The following is a 16441-nucleotide window of genomic DNA, read 5'->3' on the forward strand; positions in this document are numbered from 1 at the left end:
ACTGCTGACCCAGCCACGCCACCTAGCCCGCACCACACTGCTCGCAGGAAAAGCCCACTCGTCGTAAGATCAAGCGAGACAAGCGACAGTGCCATTCGTCTCTGGATCGATACACGCCGACTGCGGCGCATTCATGACGTTGGACCTCTTGGGAGACGATGTATGCTGCGTCGGATCGCGTATGTGCTGGGCGGGCTCTTCCTGTTGTTTCTGATTGCTGCCTGGATCGTCATTTTCGATCCCTTTCGCCCCGCCGACATTCGCGCGATGACGCAAATTCGCAGCGAGTTGCAAGCTTCTGGCCGGCTTTCGTCGGATGAGAAACAGGCGCTATTCGGCCGTTGCGTGCAAGTTGCCGACAACCATCCCAACACCGTCGGCGGCGCGACTTGCCTGCTCTTGGCGGCAACCCGACTATCCGATCAGGACAGAGATGGCGCGATGCAAGCACGGATCGGAAAATTCCTGGAGGAGGGCGATCTCGAACTGATCGACGCTGCTTGTTATCGACATCTTGGGAACTTCCAGCAACTTGACGACCAAGCGCCGTTGCTGTTAAAGCGCCTCAAGGCACAGCCGGATCATCCCCAGGCGGCGGCGCTGGCGGCTCGTGTGAGCCAAATGTCGTTGCCCGGCGAAGAGCAGTCCCCTTCGCCGACGTTTGTGGCCGCGGCCGACCTGATTCGCGATCACTTTGCGGTCAGCCCGGACATCACGCCGTTTTGTGAAACGATGGCGATGACCGTTTGGAATCGCACGCCCTGGACTCAGGACTTCGAGTCGCATCTCGACGCCATCCTGGAAAAGAACCAGGACCGCGCGGTGCGATGCACTGCACAGTTCGCCAAGGCGCAACTTGCCATGTCGGTCGGCGAGGAGCGTCAAGAGGAGGCCCTGTCGCTGTTCGAGGAATTCCTCGCGGACTTCGACGGTAAAACGCCCTACGGCTATCTGTCGATCGAACAGAATTACCGCGACCTGGCCGAACGGCAACGGTCCGAGTTGCGGTTTCGCGCCACGGGGAAGCCTGCGCCGGACCTACACGGCGTCGATCTGAATGGCAACGAGATCCACCTAAAGGATTTTCAAGGCAAAGCGACGCTCGTGGTCTTCTGGGGCACGTGGTGCTATCCCTGCATGCAATTGGTACCGCAGGAACGGGAACTGGTGTCGCGCTTCGCGAATCGCAAATTCGCGTTGGTCGGCGTGAACTGTGATGACGAGATTGAGCTGGCAACGGCCGCGGCGCAAGAGCATCAGATGACGTGGCCGTCAATTCAAAACCACTTGCCAAATGGTTCGCAGATTACGGAAGAGTGGCGAATCCTCGGCTATCCGACGCTCTATTTGATCGACCATCACGGGGTGATCCGCCGTCGCTGGATCGGCCCGCCGCCGAACGAATTGCTCGATGCTGCCATCGAGTTGTTGGTCGACGCGGCGGACAACGCGTTGCCGCCCGATGAGATGGCGGCCGTCGCCAAGGAATTGGCCGCGATCGCCAAGAGCACGCCAACGCAAGCTAACGACGCTCGCCCTGACGGCGACAGCATTGCCAACGATCCGCGATTCTGCACATTCGATTTCCAAGACGCCAAGCTCGGCGCGAGCAAGTACGTCGTTTATCAACCATTGCAGGTCGAGTCGGGTGCAAAGTTTCCGGCAATCTTGTTCTTACACGGGGACGGCGCTCAAGGTTCCGACGGCAAGCGGCACCTGGGACAGGGATTGCCTGCCGCTCTGGCGTCCATGGATAACGAATTTCCGTTGATCGCCATTTTTCCTCAAGCACTCAATGGCGAGGACTGGCAGGCGGAACGCAGCGGCGGCCAGCGTGCGTTGCGTATTCTTGATCGCGTGCAGGAAGTATATCCGATCGACAAGGATCGTATCATTCTGTCCGGTTTCTCGATGGGGGGCGAAGGCACGTGGAGTCTGGGCGCTGCGCATCCCGAGCGTTGGGCCGCGATCGTGCCGATCGCGCACGGTTGGCAGCCTCAACAAGCGGAAAAACTTGCGAAGCTCCCGTGTTGGGCGTTTCACAGCGCCGACGACGAGATGATCGCGGCCAGCCATTCGCGCGACATGTTGAGCGCGGTCCAAGCCAAGGAAGGCAAGCCGCTCTATACCGAGTTCTCGGGCTTAACCCATACTCAATCGGCACAGCAGGCGTACTTGCAGCCGGAGTTGATCGAGTGGATGTTGTTGCAACGACGCGCTATGAAGTGAGTTGATCGCCAAGCGTGTCAGGCAGGAGTCATGGGACTCAGCCCCGCGGATACCTTACTGTTGTGCGCGGGTCTCCCGACCCCGCACGCGAGCCGACCGCAGGTCTCCCGTCGCTGGTAGTTGGTTCGCGCTCGCGCCGTGGCGCACTGGGAGACCTTCGGTCGAGCGGATATGCGGAGTCGGGAGACCCGCGCACAACAGAGCTTGCAGCCCGCTCATCCCGCCTATGCCCCGACCGGCGCCCGTTTGCGTTGATCGCGTTTGCGGTCGTGCTCCGTCAGCATCACCTTGCGGAGACGGATGCTGTCCGGCGTGATTTCCACGAGCTCGTCGTCTTCGATGTATTCGAGCGCCATTTCAAGTGAGATCTGGCGGGGCGGCTTGAGCAGGATGTTGCGGTCGCTGCCGGAAGCCCGCATGTTGGTGAGCTTCTTTTCTTTCGTGGGATTGACCGTCATGTCGCCAGTTCGGCTGTTTTCGCCGACGATCATTCCCTCGTAGACTTCATCGCCGGGGCCGACGAACATTTCGGCCCGATCTTGTAGGCCGTCCAGTCCGAAGGCGACCGCTTTCCCAGGCAACATGGATACCAGTACGCCGTTTGCGCGGGTGCCGATGTCGCCTTCCAGCTCACGGTAGCCGTCGAAACGATGATGGATGATCGCGGTGCCTTGCGTGGCGTTTAACAGACGCGTGCGCAAGCCGATCAATCCGCGCGCCGGGATCGTGAACACCACGTGCGACAAATCGCCGCGCTGCTGCATGTGCGTCATCTGGCCGCGCCGAGCGCCGGCCAATTCCATCACGGCGCCCAGACGATCCGGCGGCACTTCCACGACCAGGGTTTCAAACGGCTCTTCGACGACACCGTCGCGCTCGCGCGTGATCACGCGCGGCTTGCCGACGGAAAGCTCAAAGCCTTCGCGGCGCATGGTTTCGATCAATACCGAGAGATGCAACAGCCCGCGGCCACTGACGGCGTAAGCATCGCGACCCTCGACTGGCGCGACACGCAGCGCGACGTTGCGCTCCAATTCGCGCATCAACCGATCGCGCAAGTGCCGGCTGGTAAGGAATTTGCCGGACCGTCCCGCCAGCGGCGAGGAATTCACGCTGAACACCATTTCCAGCGTCGGCTCGTCGACCGCCAACCGCGGCAAGGCGCGGCGGTTATCGATGTCGCTGATCGTGTCACCGATCTCCACTTCTTCCATGCCCACGATCGCCACGATATCGCCGGCGCTCGCCTCGGGCACTTCCACGCGACCGAGCTTTTCGAACACATGGACGGAGATCACTTTCGACGGCTCGACCACGTCGCCGGCCTGCATGAGCGCGACGCGCTGTCCCTTGGCGATGCTGCCCGAGGAGATCCGGCCGATGGAGATGCGGCCGACGTACTCGGACCAGTCGAGCGTGGTGACCAACATCTGGAGCGCGGAATCCGGATCGACTTCCGGTCCCGGAATGACTTTCAGCACCAGATCCAGCAAAGGCGAGATTGAATCGCCGCGCACTTTGGGATCGTGCGTGGCGTAGCCTTCGCGCGAGCTAGAGAAAATATAGGAGAAATCTTCCAAGTGCTCGTCGGCGCCCAACTCCATGAACAGTTCGAAGGTCTCGTTGAGCACTTCCTGCGGCCGGGCGTCGGAGCGGTCGATCTTGTTGACAACAACGATCGGCTTGAGGCCGCATTCCAGCGCCTTGGAGAGCACGAACCGCGTCTGCGGCATGGGACCTTCGGCAGAGTCGACCAGTACCAGGGCGCCGTCCGCCATCCGCAATACACGCTCCACTTCGCCGCCAAAGTCGGCGTGTCCCGGCGTGTCAATGATATTGATCTTCACTCCCTTGTAGTGGAGTGAAATGTTCTTGGCCAGAATCGTGATGCCGCGTTCCCGTTCCAGGTCGTTGGAATCGAGAATGCAGTCTCCGCTCACTTGGCTGGCGCGATATTCGCCGCTTTGACGGAGCAAACAATCCACGAGCGAGGTCTTGCCGTGGTCGACGTGGGCGATGATGGCGATGTTTCGAATGTCTTCGCGACGCATAACTTCCTGTAGCCAGGCCTCTGAATCCGAGATAATCCATCAATCCTACCCCGGTCCTGACCAACCGGATAGGCCACTTGCGATGAGGCCTTTGCGAGGGTTCGGCGAGCTCCGCCGGGCTATAAATCCTCTAAACGCTTTGGCCAAGCGTCTTTAAGTAGCCGGGAGAGCGAGCGGTCCGCGAGGACCTGGCCGCCGGACTGGCAACCAGGGCAGTAATTCGTTTCATTCTCGGCGTAGCGGATGCGTTGCACGGGCGCGCCGCAGACGGGGCAGGGCTTCCCAAACCGGCCGTGGACGGCCATTTCCGGTCGAAAGGCGGTGACGTGTTCTGGGAACTGGCCTCCCGTCTCGATCCGCAGTCGCGCGATCCATTCCTGCAAGACTTCGCCGATCGCTGCGTGTAAGCGATCGATTTGGTCGCCCGACAGTTTCTGGGACAAAAGAAACGGGCTGAGCCGGGCCCGATGGAGAATTTCGTCGGAATAGGCGTTCCCGATGCCGCTGAAGATCGCGGGATCGGTCAAGGCACGTTTGAGCGTGTGGTTCTTGGCCTGCAACCGGGCGGCGAATTCGTCGCGCGTGGCGGTCAGCACTTCGAGTCCGCCAGGGTCATGGCGTGCAACGGCCGCTTCGCCTTGCTCCAGGTGCAACGACGCCCTACGTTTGGCGCCGGCCTCGGTGAGCAACAAGGTGCCGGTGGGAAAGTCGAAGGCGGCGAGTTGGAACTTGCCGGAGAGTTTGGCGCCGGGCGGTTTCCAATGCAGTCTGCCGGCGATCATCAGGTGCAGGACGATCCACAGTTCTTCGTCGAACCCGATGGCAATTCGCTTGCCGATCCGGCGTATCGCCCGCACCTGGCGGCTGTGGAAGGATTCGGGGGGCGGTTCGAAAGTCCGCAGCAAAAAGGGTGAGTGGAGTCGCAAGCGTTCCAGTGGTTCGCCGACGATGCGCTGCTCGAGCGCTTCAATGTAGACGACGATGTCCGGCAGCTCGGGCATTGCGTTAGGGTTTCGCGGTCGTCTCGTCGGCCACTTCTTTTTCCAGCAGCCCAGCATGAATGCGGGCCACGTGCCACATGTAGCCAGACTTTTCGTGAGCTGGGATCGAAGCGGCTTTCAAATGTTCCAGGGCTTTGCCCGGTTGGTCTTCGGTGACGTAATAAAGCCCTAGGTACAGGTTCGCATAGAAGTTGCGGGTGCGACTTTCCTCTTCGGTTTTGCCCACATCTTGCGCGGCGCGGACTACGTCTTCGACCGTGGTTTCCGCTTTGAAGAGCGCGTAAACCTTCATCAAGGGGACGCGGCGATCCAACTTTGTGGCGGGAATTTCCTGCCTCGCCTGGTCCTTGCCGACCAGCTTGATATTGCAGAGATAGTGCCAGACGGCGTTCTCGACGTCGGAGCCGTCCAAGGTTTGGTAGGCGGCGAATTGATCGCGTCCGGCCTCGTACTTGCCGGCGTAATACAGGGAAATGCCCCGTTGCCAATGTTCCGCCGCACTCTTGGGCCGCAGTTCGATCGACTTGTCGAAATCCTCCAGCGAACCGGTGAAGTCTCCCGCCATGAAGCGGAAGCTTCCCCGGGAGTCATAGGCGGCGACCCATTTGGGCGCCATTTTGACGACCTGGTCGGCGTCGCTGATCGCGCCGGCGTAGTCATGCGTGGCCGCCAGCACGCGCGCACGGAAGGCGAGCAGTTCCGCGTTCTGTGGCGTAATGCCGAGGGCGTCGTCCGTAAGCCGTAACGCAGTGGTCGTTTCCCCGGCGTCGAGGGCCTTTTCGGCGGACGCCATCAGTTGAAGTACGCGGCTGTTTTCCTGCGCCCTAGCGAACGAGGGGAACAAGATGAGCAGAAATCCCAGGCACGGCAACCAGACGGAGCGAGTCATGAGCGAATTCGGCGATGAGTGAGTAAAAAATCTAGGTTCCTGGAATTCTATCTCCGGCGCTCGGCGAGTGCCATCATTGGATCCTGGACCTGTTAACGCAACAAGCAGCGAAGCAACATCGCCTCGGGCGCGTATCCCTTGGGATCGCTTGGATTTAGGACGCTGTCCCGCGTCGTGCTCAATCCTTGACACCCCCCGCGCCATTGCTAGAATCCCACTGGCGAAGCGAGGAAATCAGGCGCGCAGTCTTGCGCTTTCACCGATCGGTCGGAGGCGGCGATGAAGTGTCAGCGTTGCGAAAAACCGGCCACCTTCCATATCACGGAGTTGGCCAGCGGCCAGCACCAGGAACTGCACCTCTGCGAGGCTTGCGCGCGCGAGTATCTCACGCAAACCGAGGCGGAGCCGCAACCCGCGTCGGGACTGTCCAATCTGTTTTCGCAACAATTGGAAGTCGGCAAGACGGCGGAAGAGTTGGCCAAGCTCGATCAACGGGCGTGCCCGGTGTGCGGAATCACGTTTTACGAATTCCGCAGTAAGGGCCGGCTTGGCTGTCCGCATGACTACGTGTTCTTCGCTAAGGAACTGGAGCCGCTGTTGCTGAACGTGCACGGCGAAACGGAACACACGGGCCGTCGTCCGCAGAAGCTGCAAGGCGGCACCGATCGTCAAACTGATTTAATTCGCCTCCGGCGCGAGATGTCGGAAGCCGTGCGGCGCGAGGAATACGAAAAGGCGTCGCACCTTCGCGACGAGATTCGTCGCATCGAGGGCAAGGCGGCGGCGACGGAAGGATAAGTCGAAGTAGCTCACGGGGCAGGCACTGACCGTGGCGAGCAATCGCCGGCGGTTTACCAAACTGGAATATGTTCGTGGAACTGGAAGATCTGGCTAAGTCGAGCGGCGAATGGCTGCGGGGCGAAGGTCCCGAGTCCGATATCGTCATCAGCAGCCGGGTGCGCCTCGCGCGTAACCTGGCTGAATTTCCGTTTGTGACGAAAGCCACGACGGCCGATCGCGCTGAAATTGAACGCACGTTGCGCAACCACGTGTTGGGCATGCAAAAGTCGGGCGAGTTGCTGTACCTAAGCGTCGATCAGATGGCGGGCCTGGATCGCCAGTTTCTGGTCGAGCGGCATCTGATTAGCCGCGAACACGCCGAGGCCGAAGGCGCCCGCGGCGTGGCGATCGACGTGCGCGAGCAAGTCAGTCTGATGATCAACGAAGAAGATCATTTGCGGATTCAGGTGTTGCACAGCGGGCTGAGCTTGCAGGCGGCGTGGGATCAGATTCGCCAGGTCGATGATGTCATCGAAAGCGGCGTGACCTACGCCTTCAGCGAGCAGTTTGGCTATTTGACCGCGTGCCCGACGAACGTCGGCACCGGCATGCGCGTGAGCGTGATGCTGCACTTGCCGGCGTTGGTGATCACACGGCAACTCGAAAAGCTGTTCCGATCATTGCAGAAGATCAACCTCGCTGTGCGCGGCCTTTACGGCGAAGGTTCGCAGGCGATGGGAGATTTCTACCAGATCAGCAATCAGATCACGCTGGGGCGTTCGGAAGACGACTTAGTGAAGCAAGTCGGCGACGTCGTGCCGACGATCATCGACTACGAGCGCAAAGCCCGCGACTTCCTCGTCAAGGAAAGCCACGAGAACCTGCACGACCGCGTGAGCCGGGCCTACGGCATTCTGCGCACAGCGCAGACGATCAGTTCCGAAGAAACCATGATGCTGCTATCCAGCGTGCGGATGGGCATCAACCTCGGCCTGATCCGCGACCTGGAAATCCCCACGGTCAACAAGCTCTTCATCTACACGCAACCGGCGCACCTGCAAAAGATCAGCGGCGCGGAGCTCAGCACAGCCGACCGCAACATCGAACGCGCCCGGTTTCTACGCCGGCATCTCAATCCGGCCGATGGGCAAGGGGCGGCGGAGAAGAATTAAGCGGTTGCGATTTTGCCTCGCGGAAGAGGACACTCGGCTATGTCAAGTCTAGCGTCTAAACCGAGACTTCGATTCCGCCTTCGGTCCTTACTGATCGTCGTGGGCGTTTGGGCCTTGTTGCTCTCTTGGATCGCGTACAGTTGGAGGCGGATCGGCGACCGCCGGGCGTTTCTGACATGAACACCCGGCGGCGATGATGTACACACCAGACCGAAATCCCGCGAACGTGCCGGAACTACTCTGGGTGTTTGGCGAGCGCTCCACTCCCGCCTGGAACAAGAACTTCCTCAGCGAATCAGAATTGGCTGAAGCAGCGCGACTTTTTCCCGAGTCGAAGTTCCGTAACAGCCGCAACTTTTCGCGTTGACGCTGGCAATCTCGCCTCACGCGACGGCTATTTCGGTTCCGTGAAGGTCGCCTCGTCGACCTTGTCGAGCGCCTTGAACTCGGTCACCGTCTGTTTGATGATCCTTTGACCGTCGCGCGAAATCTCCACCAGCGACGATCGCTTGATGTCGCCAAAACTCTTGAACTCGCCGTAAGTAGTTTCCTGCTCGGCCTCTTCGCCCATGAAGCCGATCACGTTCGCCACTTGCTTCACCGGCAAGCCCGACTCCCGGTCAATGTACAGCTTGAAGTCCTTCTTGTCGGGACCAGTGATCTTGAGGACGTCGGTCGTCTTATCGCCTACCTTCTCTTCGCCGGCCGATTCAAGCTGAAACGCCGCGTACTTCAACGGCAACAGCGCTACCGGCGTCCAGGAGAGGTAGAAATTCCGCTTTTCGTTCGCCAGGTCATTGGCGTCCAACTCCGAGGACATGCCGGCGAAATTCCGCCAGCCCTTGTCGCCGACGATGACCGTGACGGCCTTAAACGGATTGCCGCCAAAATTCCCTTCGAATTCGGTTCGCAACTTGTCCGGTCCGGCCGTCGTGCCACTGGTGGTGAACTCGCTTTCGTTGCCGCCAAAGTTGAGCGTCCCCTCGGCTTTCCACGACGCCGCCTTCAACTTGGCGAGGTTTTCCGCCCCGCCGGCGGCCGCAATGGCCTTGTCCAGGATCGCCATCGCTTTGTCGTCGGCGCGTAACGGGGAATTCAGCACGGACGCCAACATCACAGCCAATAGGGGGAGCGCGGACCGTCGCATCGATGTACCTCTGGTAAGAAAACTCGCGAGCTTGCGCCGCCCTCAGCGAGGGAACAACCGCCAGCCCGCCCTGGAAGTCCTTCGCAGTCTACCGGCGCGAAGACCGAAGTCAAACTAATTGTCAATCGTTCGGAGTGCGGCCGGTGGGATCATCCGCGTCGCGAACAACTGCCGGCCCAACGGCCTCAACTGACCGGACCGCAACGAGGATGGGGAATGCGGCGAAGTCGAAGAGGTCGCGGCTACGAACTAAGCCAGTCTTCTATGCGCAAGTTCGGTATCCGCTCGAAGTCGGCCGTATTGTGCGTGACAAGAGTTAAGTCGTGTGCTAGGGCGACGGCCGCGATCATCAAATCGAATTGTGGTGCGGTAAGCCCTCTTCGCGCAAGCCGGCCACAGTGATAGCCGTAGACCTCAGCGGCTTGTGCGTCAAAGGCAAGCACGCGTATCTCCGATCGCAAATCGTCGATCAAGCGCAGCAACCTCTGTGGGTCGGCTCGCTGATATGCTCCTGCGGAAAGTTCCGCGAGCGTGACCGTCGAAATGGCGATATTTTCCATGCCGTACTGGAAGAAGCGATGCGAAAGCGCGGCCGGCCGACGCATCACCGCAGAGCAAATATCCGTGTCGAGTAGAAATTTCATTTTTCTTGTGACGCCTGACGGTAGATACCTTTGCGCGCCAGATAGATTTCTTCCATGATTTGATCCCACTCCGGATCGTCAGCTAGGGCGCCGGCCACGCGCATAATCCCCTCGCGTGTCGGCTTTGGCCGGGGGCTAGATACGATCACGTCGACGACTTCGCCGTCCGCCATCCCGAGATCGGACTCCAATTCCACCGTCCGCCCATGCACCACCCCGCGTAATTTCTTCATCATGCCATAGCCCTCCGCGAGTTGAACGTCTCCAGGGCTATTATACCTCTCGGCGGGGCGCTTCAGGCAAGACGGCTTGCCATGCTTCGCTTCCATCCAGCCAGCCGGATAGCCCTCCCCGGCGTGGCGTTCATCCTGCATACTGCTACCTTTCCCGAACGAAAGGATGCCCCCCGGTGCGTTGGTCTCAGACGTTGATCCCGACCCTCAAGGAATTGCCCGAGGGGGCCGAAATCCCCAGCCATGTGTTGATGCTCCGCGCCGGCTTGATTGGCCAGGTGATGGCGGGCGCGTATACCTATTTGCCGCTCGGGCTGCGGGCGCTCAAGAAAGCGGAGCGGATTGTGCGCGAGGAGATGGACCGCGCCGGGGCCGTCGAGTTGCTGATGTCGGCGCTCACGCCGATTCAACTCTGGGAACGCACCGGTCGCGTGGCCGCGTTCGGCAACGTGCTGATCAACTTCAAGCTCAACCGCGCTGGCCGGCAAGTGCATGTCGCGCTCGGGCCGACGCACGAAGAGGTCGTCACCGATCTCGTGGCCAAACACGTCTCCAGCTATCGGCAACTGCCGCTCACGCTGTATCAGATTCAAACCAAGTTCCGCAACGAGGAACGCCCGCGGTTCGGCATTCTGCGGACCAGCGAGTTCCTGATGAAGGACGCCTATAGCTTCGACACCTCGGTCGAGGGGCTCAACGCTAGCTACGACAAGATGTACGCGGCATATTGCCGGATCTTCGAGCGCTGCGGCTTGCAGTATCTGCCGGTTGAGGCCGAGAGCGGACCCATCGGCGGCGACGCCAGCCACGAGTTCATGGTCGTCGCCGACAACGGCGAAGATCGCGTCGTCCATTGTGCTTCGTGCGGATACGCCGCCAACTTGGAACGGGCGGACACCGGCGATCGCACCGTGAAAGCCGAGCCGGGCGATTTGAAGCCGCTCACGAAACTCGATACGCCCGGCACGACCAGCATCGAGCAAGTCAGCAAGCTCTTGAAATGCAAGCCGCGGCAGATGATCAAGACGATGATCTACGAAGCCGACGGGCAACCCGTCGCGGTGTTGCTGCGCGGCGACCATGAGGCGAACGAAGGGAAAATTCGCCGGGCACTCGGCGCGAAATCGGTCGAACTTGCCACGCCGGAGGTGATTCAACGCGTGACCGGCGCTCCGGTTGGATTCGCCGGGCCAGTAGGCTTGGAGATTCCACGCTGGGCCGACCACGATGTCGCCGCGCTGCGCAATGCGGTCGTCGGCGGCAATGAGCAGGACAAGCACTACGTCGGCGCGAATCTGACGCGCGACTACACCGTCGATCACTTTGCGGACTTGCGCAACGCGGACGCCGACGATCCCTGCCCGAAGTGTGCCGGCAAGCTGGCTTTGCGCCATGCGATCGAAGTCGGGCACGTGTTCAAGCTCGGCACGAAATACAGTGATGCCCTCGAAGCGCGGTTCTCCGACGAGAAGGAACAGCTTCGCACGATCATCATGGGGTGCTACGGCATCGGCGTGAACCGCATCATCGCCGCGCTGATCGAAACGCAGCACGACGCCGATGGCATTATCTGGCCGATGGCGCTCGCGCCGTACGAAGTGCTGATCTGCCCGATCAAGGCCTCCGACCCCGAAGTGATGAAAGTCGCCGAGCAACTGCACGATGAACTTCTTGCCCAGGGCGTCGACGTGTTGCTGGACGATCGCGATCAGCGCCCGGGTGTGAAGTTCAAAGACGGCGATCTGGTCGGCATTCCGCTGCGTGTTGTAATTGGCGATCGCGGCCTCAAGGACGGGCAACTCGAATTAAAATGGCGCACGAAAAAAGAAGCCGAAATGCTCCCCCTCGCCGGCGCAGTCGAAAAGATCGCCTCGTTGGTCGCCGCCGCAAAGTAGCGCCGACAAGGCGAAGCCGGCAATTCGCCGAGGCATAGTCTCCTTTCGCTCCGCGAAAGGCCGGGCCTTTCGCGGAGCGAAAGGAGACTATGCTGCAATACTATCGACGCCATTCTTGACCTCCCCGTGATCCCCTCCGTGCCTCCGTGACTCCGTGGTGAGCCAAATCTCGATGGATCGAAAACTTGGCCTCTTCGCCGGCTACGGCGTTGAGTTGGAATACATGATCGTCGACGCCGAGTCGCTCGACGTGCGACCGATCGCCGATCAATTGCTGGCCGCGCAGGCAGGCGAGATCGTCTCGGACGTCGAACTCGGCCCGGTCGCCTGGTCGAACGAGTTGGTCCTGCACGTCATTGAGCTCAAGACGAACGGGCCGGCGGAATCGCTCGCGGGGTTGGCGGCGCAGTTTCAGGCGTCGGTCCGCAAGATCAACGAACATCTCGCCTCGTTCGGCGCGCGGTTGATGCCCTCGGCGATGCATCCCTGGATGAACCCCGCGACAGAGACGCGACTCTGGCCGCACGATTACAACGCGGTGTACGAAGCGTTTGATCGGATATTCGGCTGCCCGGGCCACGGCTGGTCGAACTTGCAAAGCGTGCATGTGAACCTGCCGTTCGCCAATGACGAGGAGTTCGGGCGATTGCACGCGGCGATTCGCGTGTTGCTGCCGATTCTGCCGGCGCTTTCGGCCAGCTCTCCGATCGTCGAATGCCGCAACAGCGGGTTTCTGGATTATCGCCTGGAGGCCTATCGCACGAACGCGGCCAAGATTCCGTCGATTTCCGGCGCGGTAGTGCCCGAGCCGGCGTTCACCGAGGCCGAGTACGATCGCCAGATTTTTCAGCGCATCTACGCCGACATCGCACCGCACGATCCAGAGGGAATTCTACGCGACGAGTTTCTGAATGCGCGCGGGGCGATCGCGCGATTCTCGCGTGGCGCGATCGAAATCCGCGTGTTGGATATCGCCGAATGCCCGGCCGCTGATTTGGCGGTCGTGAAACTGATCGTCGCCGTGCTCAAGGCATTGGTAGACGAGCGTTGGTCGTCGCAGGCCGAGCAGCAGGCCGTCGCGACCGCGCCACTTGCCGAATTGCTGCGGAGCGTCGCGCAAGCAGGAGATCAGGCTCGGATCGCGATGCCGGGTTATGCCCCATTGTTCGGGTTGCCGGAGCAGGAAGGACTGACGGCTGGCGAAGTTTGGCACGCATTGGCGGAGCGCACGAATGTCCGCGAACAGCTCGATGCGCCGGTGCGTGAGGCGCTGGAGACGATCCTCAATGGGGGCCCCTTGGCGCGGCGCATCTTGCGAGCAACGGGTGAAACTCCGTCGCGCGGCCGACTCGCGGACGTGTATGGCCGACTGTGCGACAACCTAGCGACCGGTGAGATGTTCGATGGCGATGTTTGATTCCGTGGTCGTCACCTGCGAGCACGGCGGGAACGAGGTTCCGAAGGAGTTCGCCGCGCTGTTCGCCGGGCACGAGGAGTTGCTAAGCACGCATCGTGGCTATGATCCCGGCGCGCTGGAATTGGCGCGCCGCTTCGCGAAAGTCGGCAACTGGCCGCTGCACTTCTCGACGACGACTCGACTGCTCTGCGATTTGAATCGCACGTTCCGCAAGGAAGGGCATTTATCGGAGATCACGGAATCGCTTGACGAGGGCACGGTCGACGCGTTGGTCTGGGCTTATTTCGAGCCCTATCGCACGGCGGTGGAAAAGGAGATCCGTGACCTGGTGCATGACGAGCGGCGGGTGCTGCACTTATCGGTGCATAGTTTCACGCCGGTGCTCGATGGCGAAGTGCGCAACGCGGATATCGGCTTGCTGTATGATCCGAAGTCGCCGACGGAAGTCGCGTTTTGCGACGCCTGGCATGCGGCGCTCAACGCCGCGCGGCCGGATCTCGCGGTGCGGCGGAACTATCCGTACCTCGGTACGACCGACGGATTCACGACCACGCTGCGAACGATCCACGAGCCAGAACAATACGCCGGCGTCGAACTCGAAGTAAATCAACGTTGGCCGCTCGAAGCGGACAACGCCTGGCAAGAACTTCAGGCTGTCCTCGTCGCCACTTTCCAATTGGCCCTCAACTCCTGATTATCTCCTCTGCTCCTCTACTCCTCCCTCCCTCCCTCACTTCGCCTTCTTCGGTTTCGCCGCCGTCTTCGCTTCCGTCGGCAGCAGTTCCTCATTGAAGCGCGTGGTGTAGTGCATGCTGCTGGCGTCGCCCTGGAAACCGACGATGTTTTTGTCGATGTCGGTTTGTTGCCAGACCAGGCGGCCGGCGGCGATATCGAAGCGGACGGTGCCGGACGTGTCGCGCTGAATGAGTTGCGCATCAATCGCCGGATCGCTGTTCGGCGTGAGCCATTGTGTTTCCACGCGAATGGTTGCCAGGTTGTTCGCCACCGATTCGAGCGTGTAGAGCTGCTGCGCCTTGATGCGCTTCATGCCGCCGTCTTTGGCAGCGACGTCGATCTCGAACGGCTGCCTCCAGGTTCCTCCGACGGTGACGGCCTGTTCCGGCAAGAGCATCGCCATTTGGCCTTTCTCGGCGTTGGGCTGCGATTGCTTTTCCTCGCGCTTGATGACTTCCCCGCGAGCGTCGAGCGTGGCCACGGTGAGCGGCACTCCGACTGCTTTCGCGACGTCGCCGAAGCCCGGCGGTGATGACTTGTCGGTGCGGCTATCGAAGCGCTCTTCTTCGCGGTCGCTCATTTGCTGGCGCATGTCGACATAGTCAACCGAATGCACGAAGGAGAACTTGCCGTCGGGTTGGACGGCGGTGATTTTCCACCGCTTCGTGGAAATGCTGGTCGTGTCGGCGGTCTGCGTGCTGCCGGAAACCGTGGTTCGCACCCGGGCGCGATGCTCGACCTTCCAGACGAGGTTCTCGCCTACCTGGAACTTGTAGCGCAAGGTGTAGGCCTCGCCGGCGCCTGGCTCAGCCGATGAGGCAGCATTTGCCCAAGCCAGACTCGTCGCCAGCGCAACCCAAATCATCCAAGGGGCACGGCCCATAAGCGCATCCTTTCGCCAGAAGTCCGGATTTCGGCGGGGAATATAGCTCGGCCGGCGACGGGGGTCAACGCAAGCTGGGGCGTTCGCGGCGTGGGCCTCGCAATTCCGAACCCTCCCGAAGGCTAATAACCGCCGTTGGCCCCGTCGCTGGAAATGCCGTTTACGCGTCCGCCCTATCCGGCTGGGACGCCGGCGGCGCGAACCGCGTCCCACAATAGGAGGCGTTTAGAATCGCAAGATGAAGTCCGCGTAGAAGCGGTCTTCGAGAATGTCGTCGCGTTGCGTCAGCGGGAACTCCCAGCCGGCGCCGATTTCGACGTTGCGGTAGGGCTTCAGCTTGCTGCCGACGCAGCAGGAGACGATATCGTTGCCGGCCACATTCGTGCTACCGAGGTTCATCAGGTCCAGGCCTTCAAAACCGTCCGTGCCGAGGTCGCCGTTGCCGCTGCGGAGCCAATGAAACCAATTGAATTCCACCAGGCCGTACACCATGTTGGTGAACTGGTAGTCGAAGTGATTCGACCAGTACGCCATTTGGCTGCGATCGGTGTGGTTCGTCGGGATGCGGACGCCGGCGCCGGAAATCCAGTGCGTGCGGCAGCCAAATTGCTTTCCGCCGGTCAGGAAGAAGTGGAATTCGCCGTCGCCGCCCCCTTGGAAGACTTCGTGGCGGCCCATGTCGATCTCGTACACCATCCCCGTCGACAGCAGGAACTTGCGTTCCGGGTTGCGGAACACGGTGTACTTCAACCCCGCAGCCACGTCGGCCCAGCCCTCGACATGTCCGGTTCCCGGCGAATCGAGCTCGATATAGCCGTCCTTGGTGGCGATGAGCGACAAACGATCGGTCAATCGCGCGCGGAGCTGCATGGCGTAGTAGTTAACGTCGCCGCCACGCAACACCGGGGCGCTGTCCGGAATGATATGATGGGCGTAGATCAACCGCGCTTCCGACAACTGCCGCGGGTCTTCGAAGAACAGCGGATTGCTGATTGGGCTGATGAAATCGTTGAAGCAGTAGTCCGTGCGGGAAACCAAGCCCAACAGCTTTTCGCTCGCGCAGCCGCAACCGTCCCAGCAGCCTGGCGGGCAACATGCCGTGTACGACAGCAGCGGCGAGCAGCAGTCCCCGCAGCCGCAACACGAGTCGCACGATCCGCAGTTGCTCCCCTCGGATGCGTATTCCGATGAGATCGCTTCCGTGTCAATGTCCGGCGCCGGCTCCGCGGTTTGCTCGTCCGATGCGACCGTGTGCCCGTCCTGGCCCTCCAACGGATAAAGCGATGCCGACACTGGTTGTGCCGAGAGGCATGCCGCGATCAAACAGAGGCCGTAAATTCGCCTAGCTTGCTTTCGGAGCGGTCC

The 16441-nt window shown here is 60.9% G+C and carries 14 protein-coding genes; 6 read left to right on the forward strand and 8 right to left on the reverse strand.

Translation table 11 applies throughout. The features are described 5' to 3' along the window. Positions 1–162 precede the first annotated feature (162 nt). Positions 163–2229, forward strand: coding sequence for a redoxin domain-containing protein (locus SGJ19_04575; GenBank protein ID MDZ4779506.1), 2067 nt, complete (start codon positions 163–165; stop codon positions 2227–2229). 224 nt (positions 2230–2453) lie between these two features. On the opposite strand, the gene typA is transcribed toward SGJ19_04575, so the two are convergent. From typA to SGJ19_04590, 3 genes are all read right to left on the reverse strand, one after another. Beyond that, positions 2454–4280, reverse strand: a complete 1827-nt coding sequence (typA, locus tag SGJ19_04580) for a translational GTPase TypA (GenBank protein ID MDZ4779507.1) — start codon at positions 4278–4280, stop codon at positions 2454–2456. 119 nt (positions 4281–4399) lie between these two features. Next, the gene (locus SGJ19_04585; GenBank protein MDZ4779508.1) at positions 4400–5281 is read right to left on the reverse strand and encodes a DNA-formamidopyrimidine glycosylase family protein; all 882 of its coding nucleotides are present in this window, start codon (positions 5279–5281) and stop codon (positions 4400–4402) included. Positions 5282–5285: 4 nt separating this feature from the next. Further along, positions 5286–6170: a hypothetical protein gene (locus tag SGJ19_04590; GenBank protein ID MDZ4779509.1), complete on the reverse strand. Its 885-nt coding sequence runs from the start codon at positions 6168–6170 to the stop codon at positions 5286–5288. Between the two features lie 279 nt (positions 6171–6449). Here SGJ19_04590 and SGJ19_04595 point away from each other — a divergent pair, with 279 nt between their 5' ends. Together SGJ19_04595 and SGJ19_04600 are read left to right on the forward strand one after the other, a co-directional pair. After that, positions 6450–6968 carry a UvrB/UvrC motif-containing protein gene (locus tag SGJ19_04595; protein MDZ4779510.1) on the forward strand — a complete coding sequence of 173 codons (519 nt, stop codon included), beginning with the start codon at positions 6450–6452 and terminating at the stop codon, positions 6966–6968. 68 nt (positions 6969–7036) lie between these two features. After that, positions 7037–8122 (forward strand): protein arginine kinase, encoded by a 1086-nt coding sequence (locus SGJ19_04600; GenBank protein ID MDZ4779511.1) that lies wholly within the window; start codon positions 7037–7039, stop codon positions 8120–8122. A 394-nt stretch (positions 8123–8516) separates the two neighbouring features. Here the strand turns inward: SGJ19_04600 and SGJ19_04605 are convergent, their stop codons facing one another. The 3 genes from SGJ19_04605 to SGJ19_04615 all read right to left on the reverse strand — a co-directional run bounded on the left by SGJ19_04605 (position 8517) and on the right by SGJ19_04615 (position 10287). Next, on the reverse strand, positions 8517–9269 hold the full coding sequence (locus tag SGJ19_04605) for a hypothetical protein (GenBank protein ID MDZ4779512.1): 753 nt from the start codon (positions 9267–9269) through the stop codon (positions 8517–8519). Positions 9270–9511: 242 nt separating this feature from the next. Continuing rightward, positions 9512–9913 carry a type II toxin-antitoxin system VapC family toxin gene (locus SGJ19_04610; protein ID MDZ4779513.1) on the reverse strand — a complete coding sequence of 134 codons (402 nt, stop codon included), beginning with the start codon at positions 9911–9913 and terminating at the stop codon, positions 9512–9514. Continuing rightward, positions 9910–10287 (reverse strand): hypothetical protein, encoded by a 378-nt coding sequence (locus tag SGJ19_04615; GenBank protein MDZ4779514.1) that lies wholly within the window; start codon positions 10285–10287, stop codon positions 9910–9912. The genes SGJ19_04610 and SGJ19_04615 overlap by 4 nt, the downstream gene beginning before the upstream one ends. A 35-nt stretch (positions 10288–10322) precedes the next feature. Here SGJ19_04615 and SGJ19_04620 point away from each other — a divergent pair, with 35 nt between their 5' ends. The 3 genes from SGJ19_04620 (at position 10323) to SGJ19_04630 (ending at position 14152) form a co-directional block, all read left to right on the forward strand. Next, a complete protein-coding gene (locus tag SGJ19_04620) occupies positions 10323–12041 on the forward strand; it encodes a proline--tRNA ligase (protein MDZ4779515.1) in 1719 nt (572 codons plus the stop codon). Between the two features lie 172 nt (positions 12042–12213). Further along, positions 12214–13458: a glutamate-cysteine ligase family protein gene (locus SGJ19_04625; protein MDZ4779516.1), complete on the forward strand. Its 1245-nt coding sequence runs from the start codon at positions 12214–12216 to the stop codon at positions 13456–13458. After that, positions 13445–14152, forward strand: coding sequence for an N-formylglutamate amidohydrolase (locus SGJ19_04630; GenBank protein MDZ4779517.1), 708 nt, complete (start codon positions 13445–13447; stop codon positions 14150–14152). Before SGJ19_04625 ends, SGJ19_04630 begins: the two co-directional genes overlap by 14 nt. Positions 14153–14188: 36 nt before the next feature. Here SGJ19_04630 and SGJ19_04635 read toward each other — a convergent pair whose 3' ends face one another. Then, positions 14189–15076 carry a DUF6263 family protein gene (locus SGJ19_04635; protein MDZ4779518.1) on the reverse strand — a complete coding sequence of 296 codons (888 nt, stop codon included), beginning with the start codon at positions 15074–15076 and terminating at the stop codon, positions 14189–14191. A gap of 225 nt (positions 15077–15301) precedes the next feature. Then, entirely contained in the window at positions 15302–16369 is a 1068-nt protein-coding gene (locus SGJ19_04640; protein MDZ4779519.1) for a hypothetical protein, read from the reverse strand. Positions 16370–16441 lie beyond the last annotated feature (72 nt).

The organism is Planctomycetia bacterium, from assembly GCA_034440135.1.
In the GTDB taxonomy this organism is placed as follows: Bacteria; Planctomycetota; Planctomycetia; order Pirellulales; family JALHLM01; genus JALHLM01.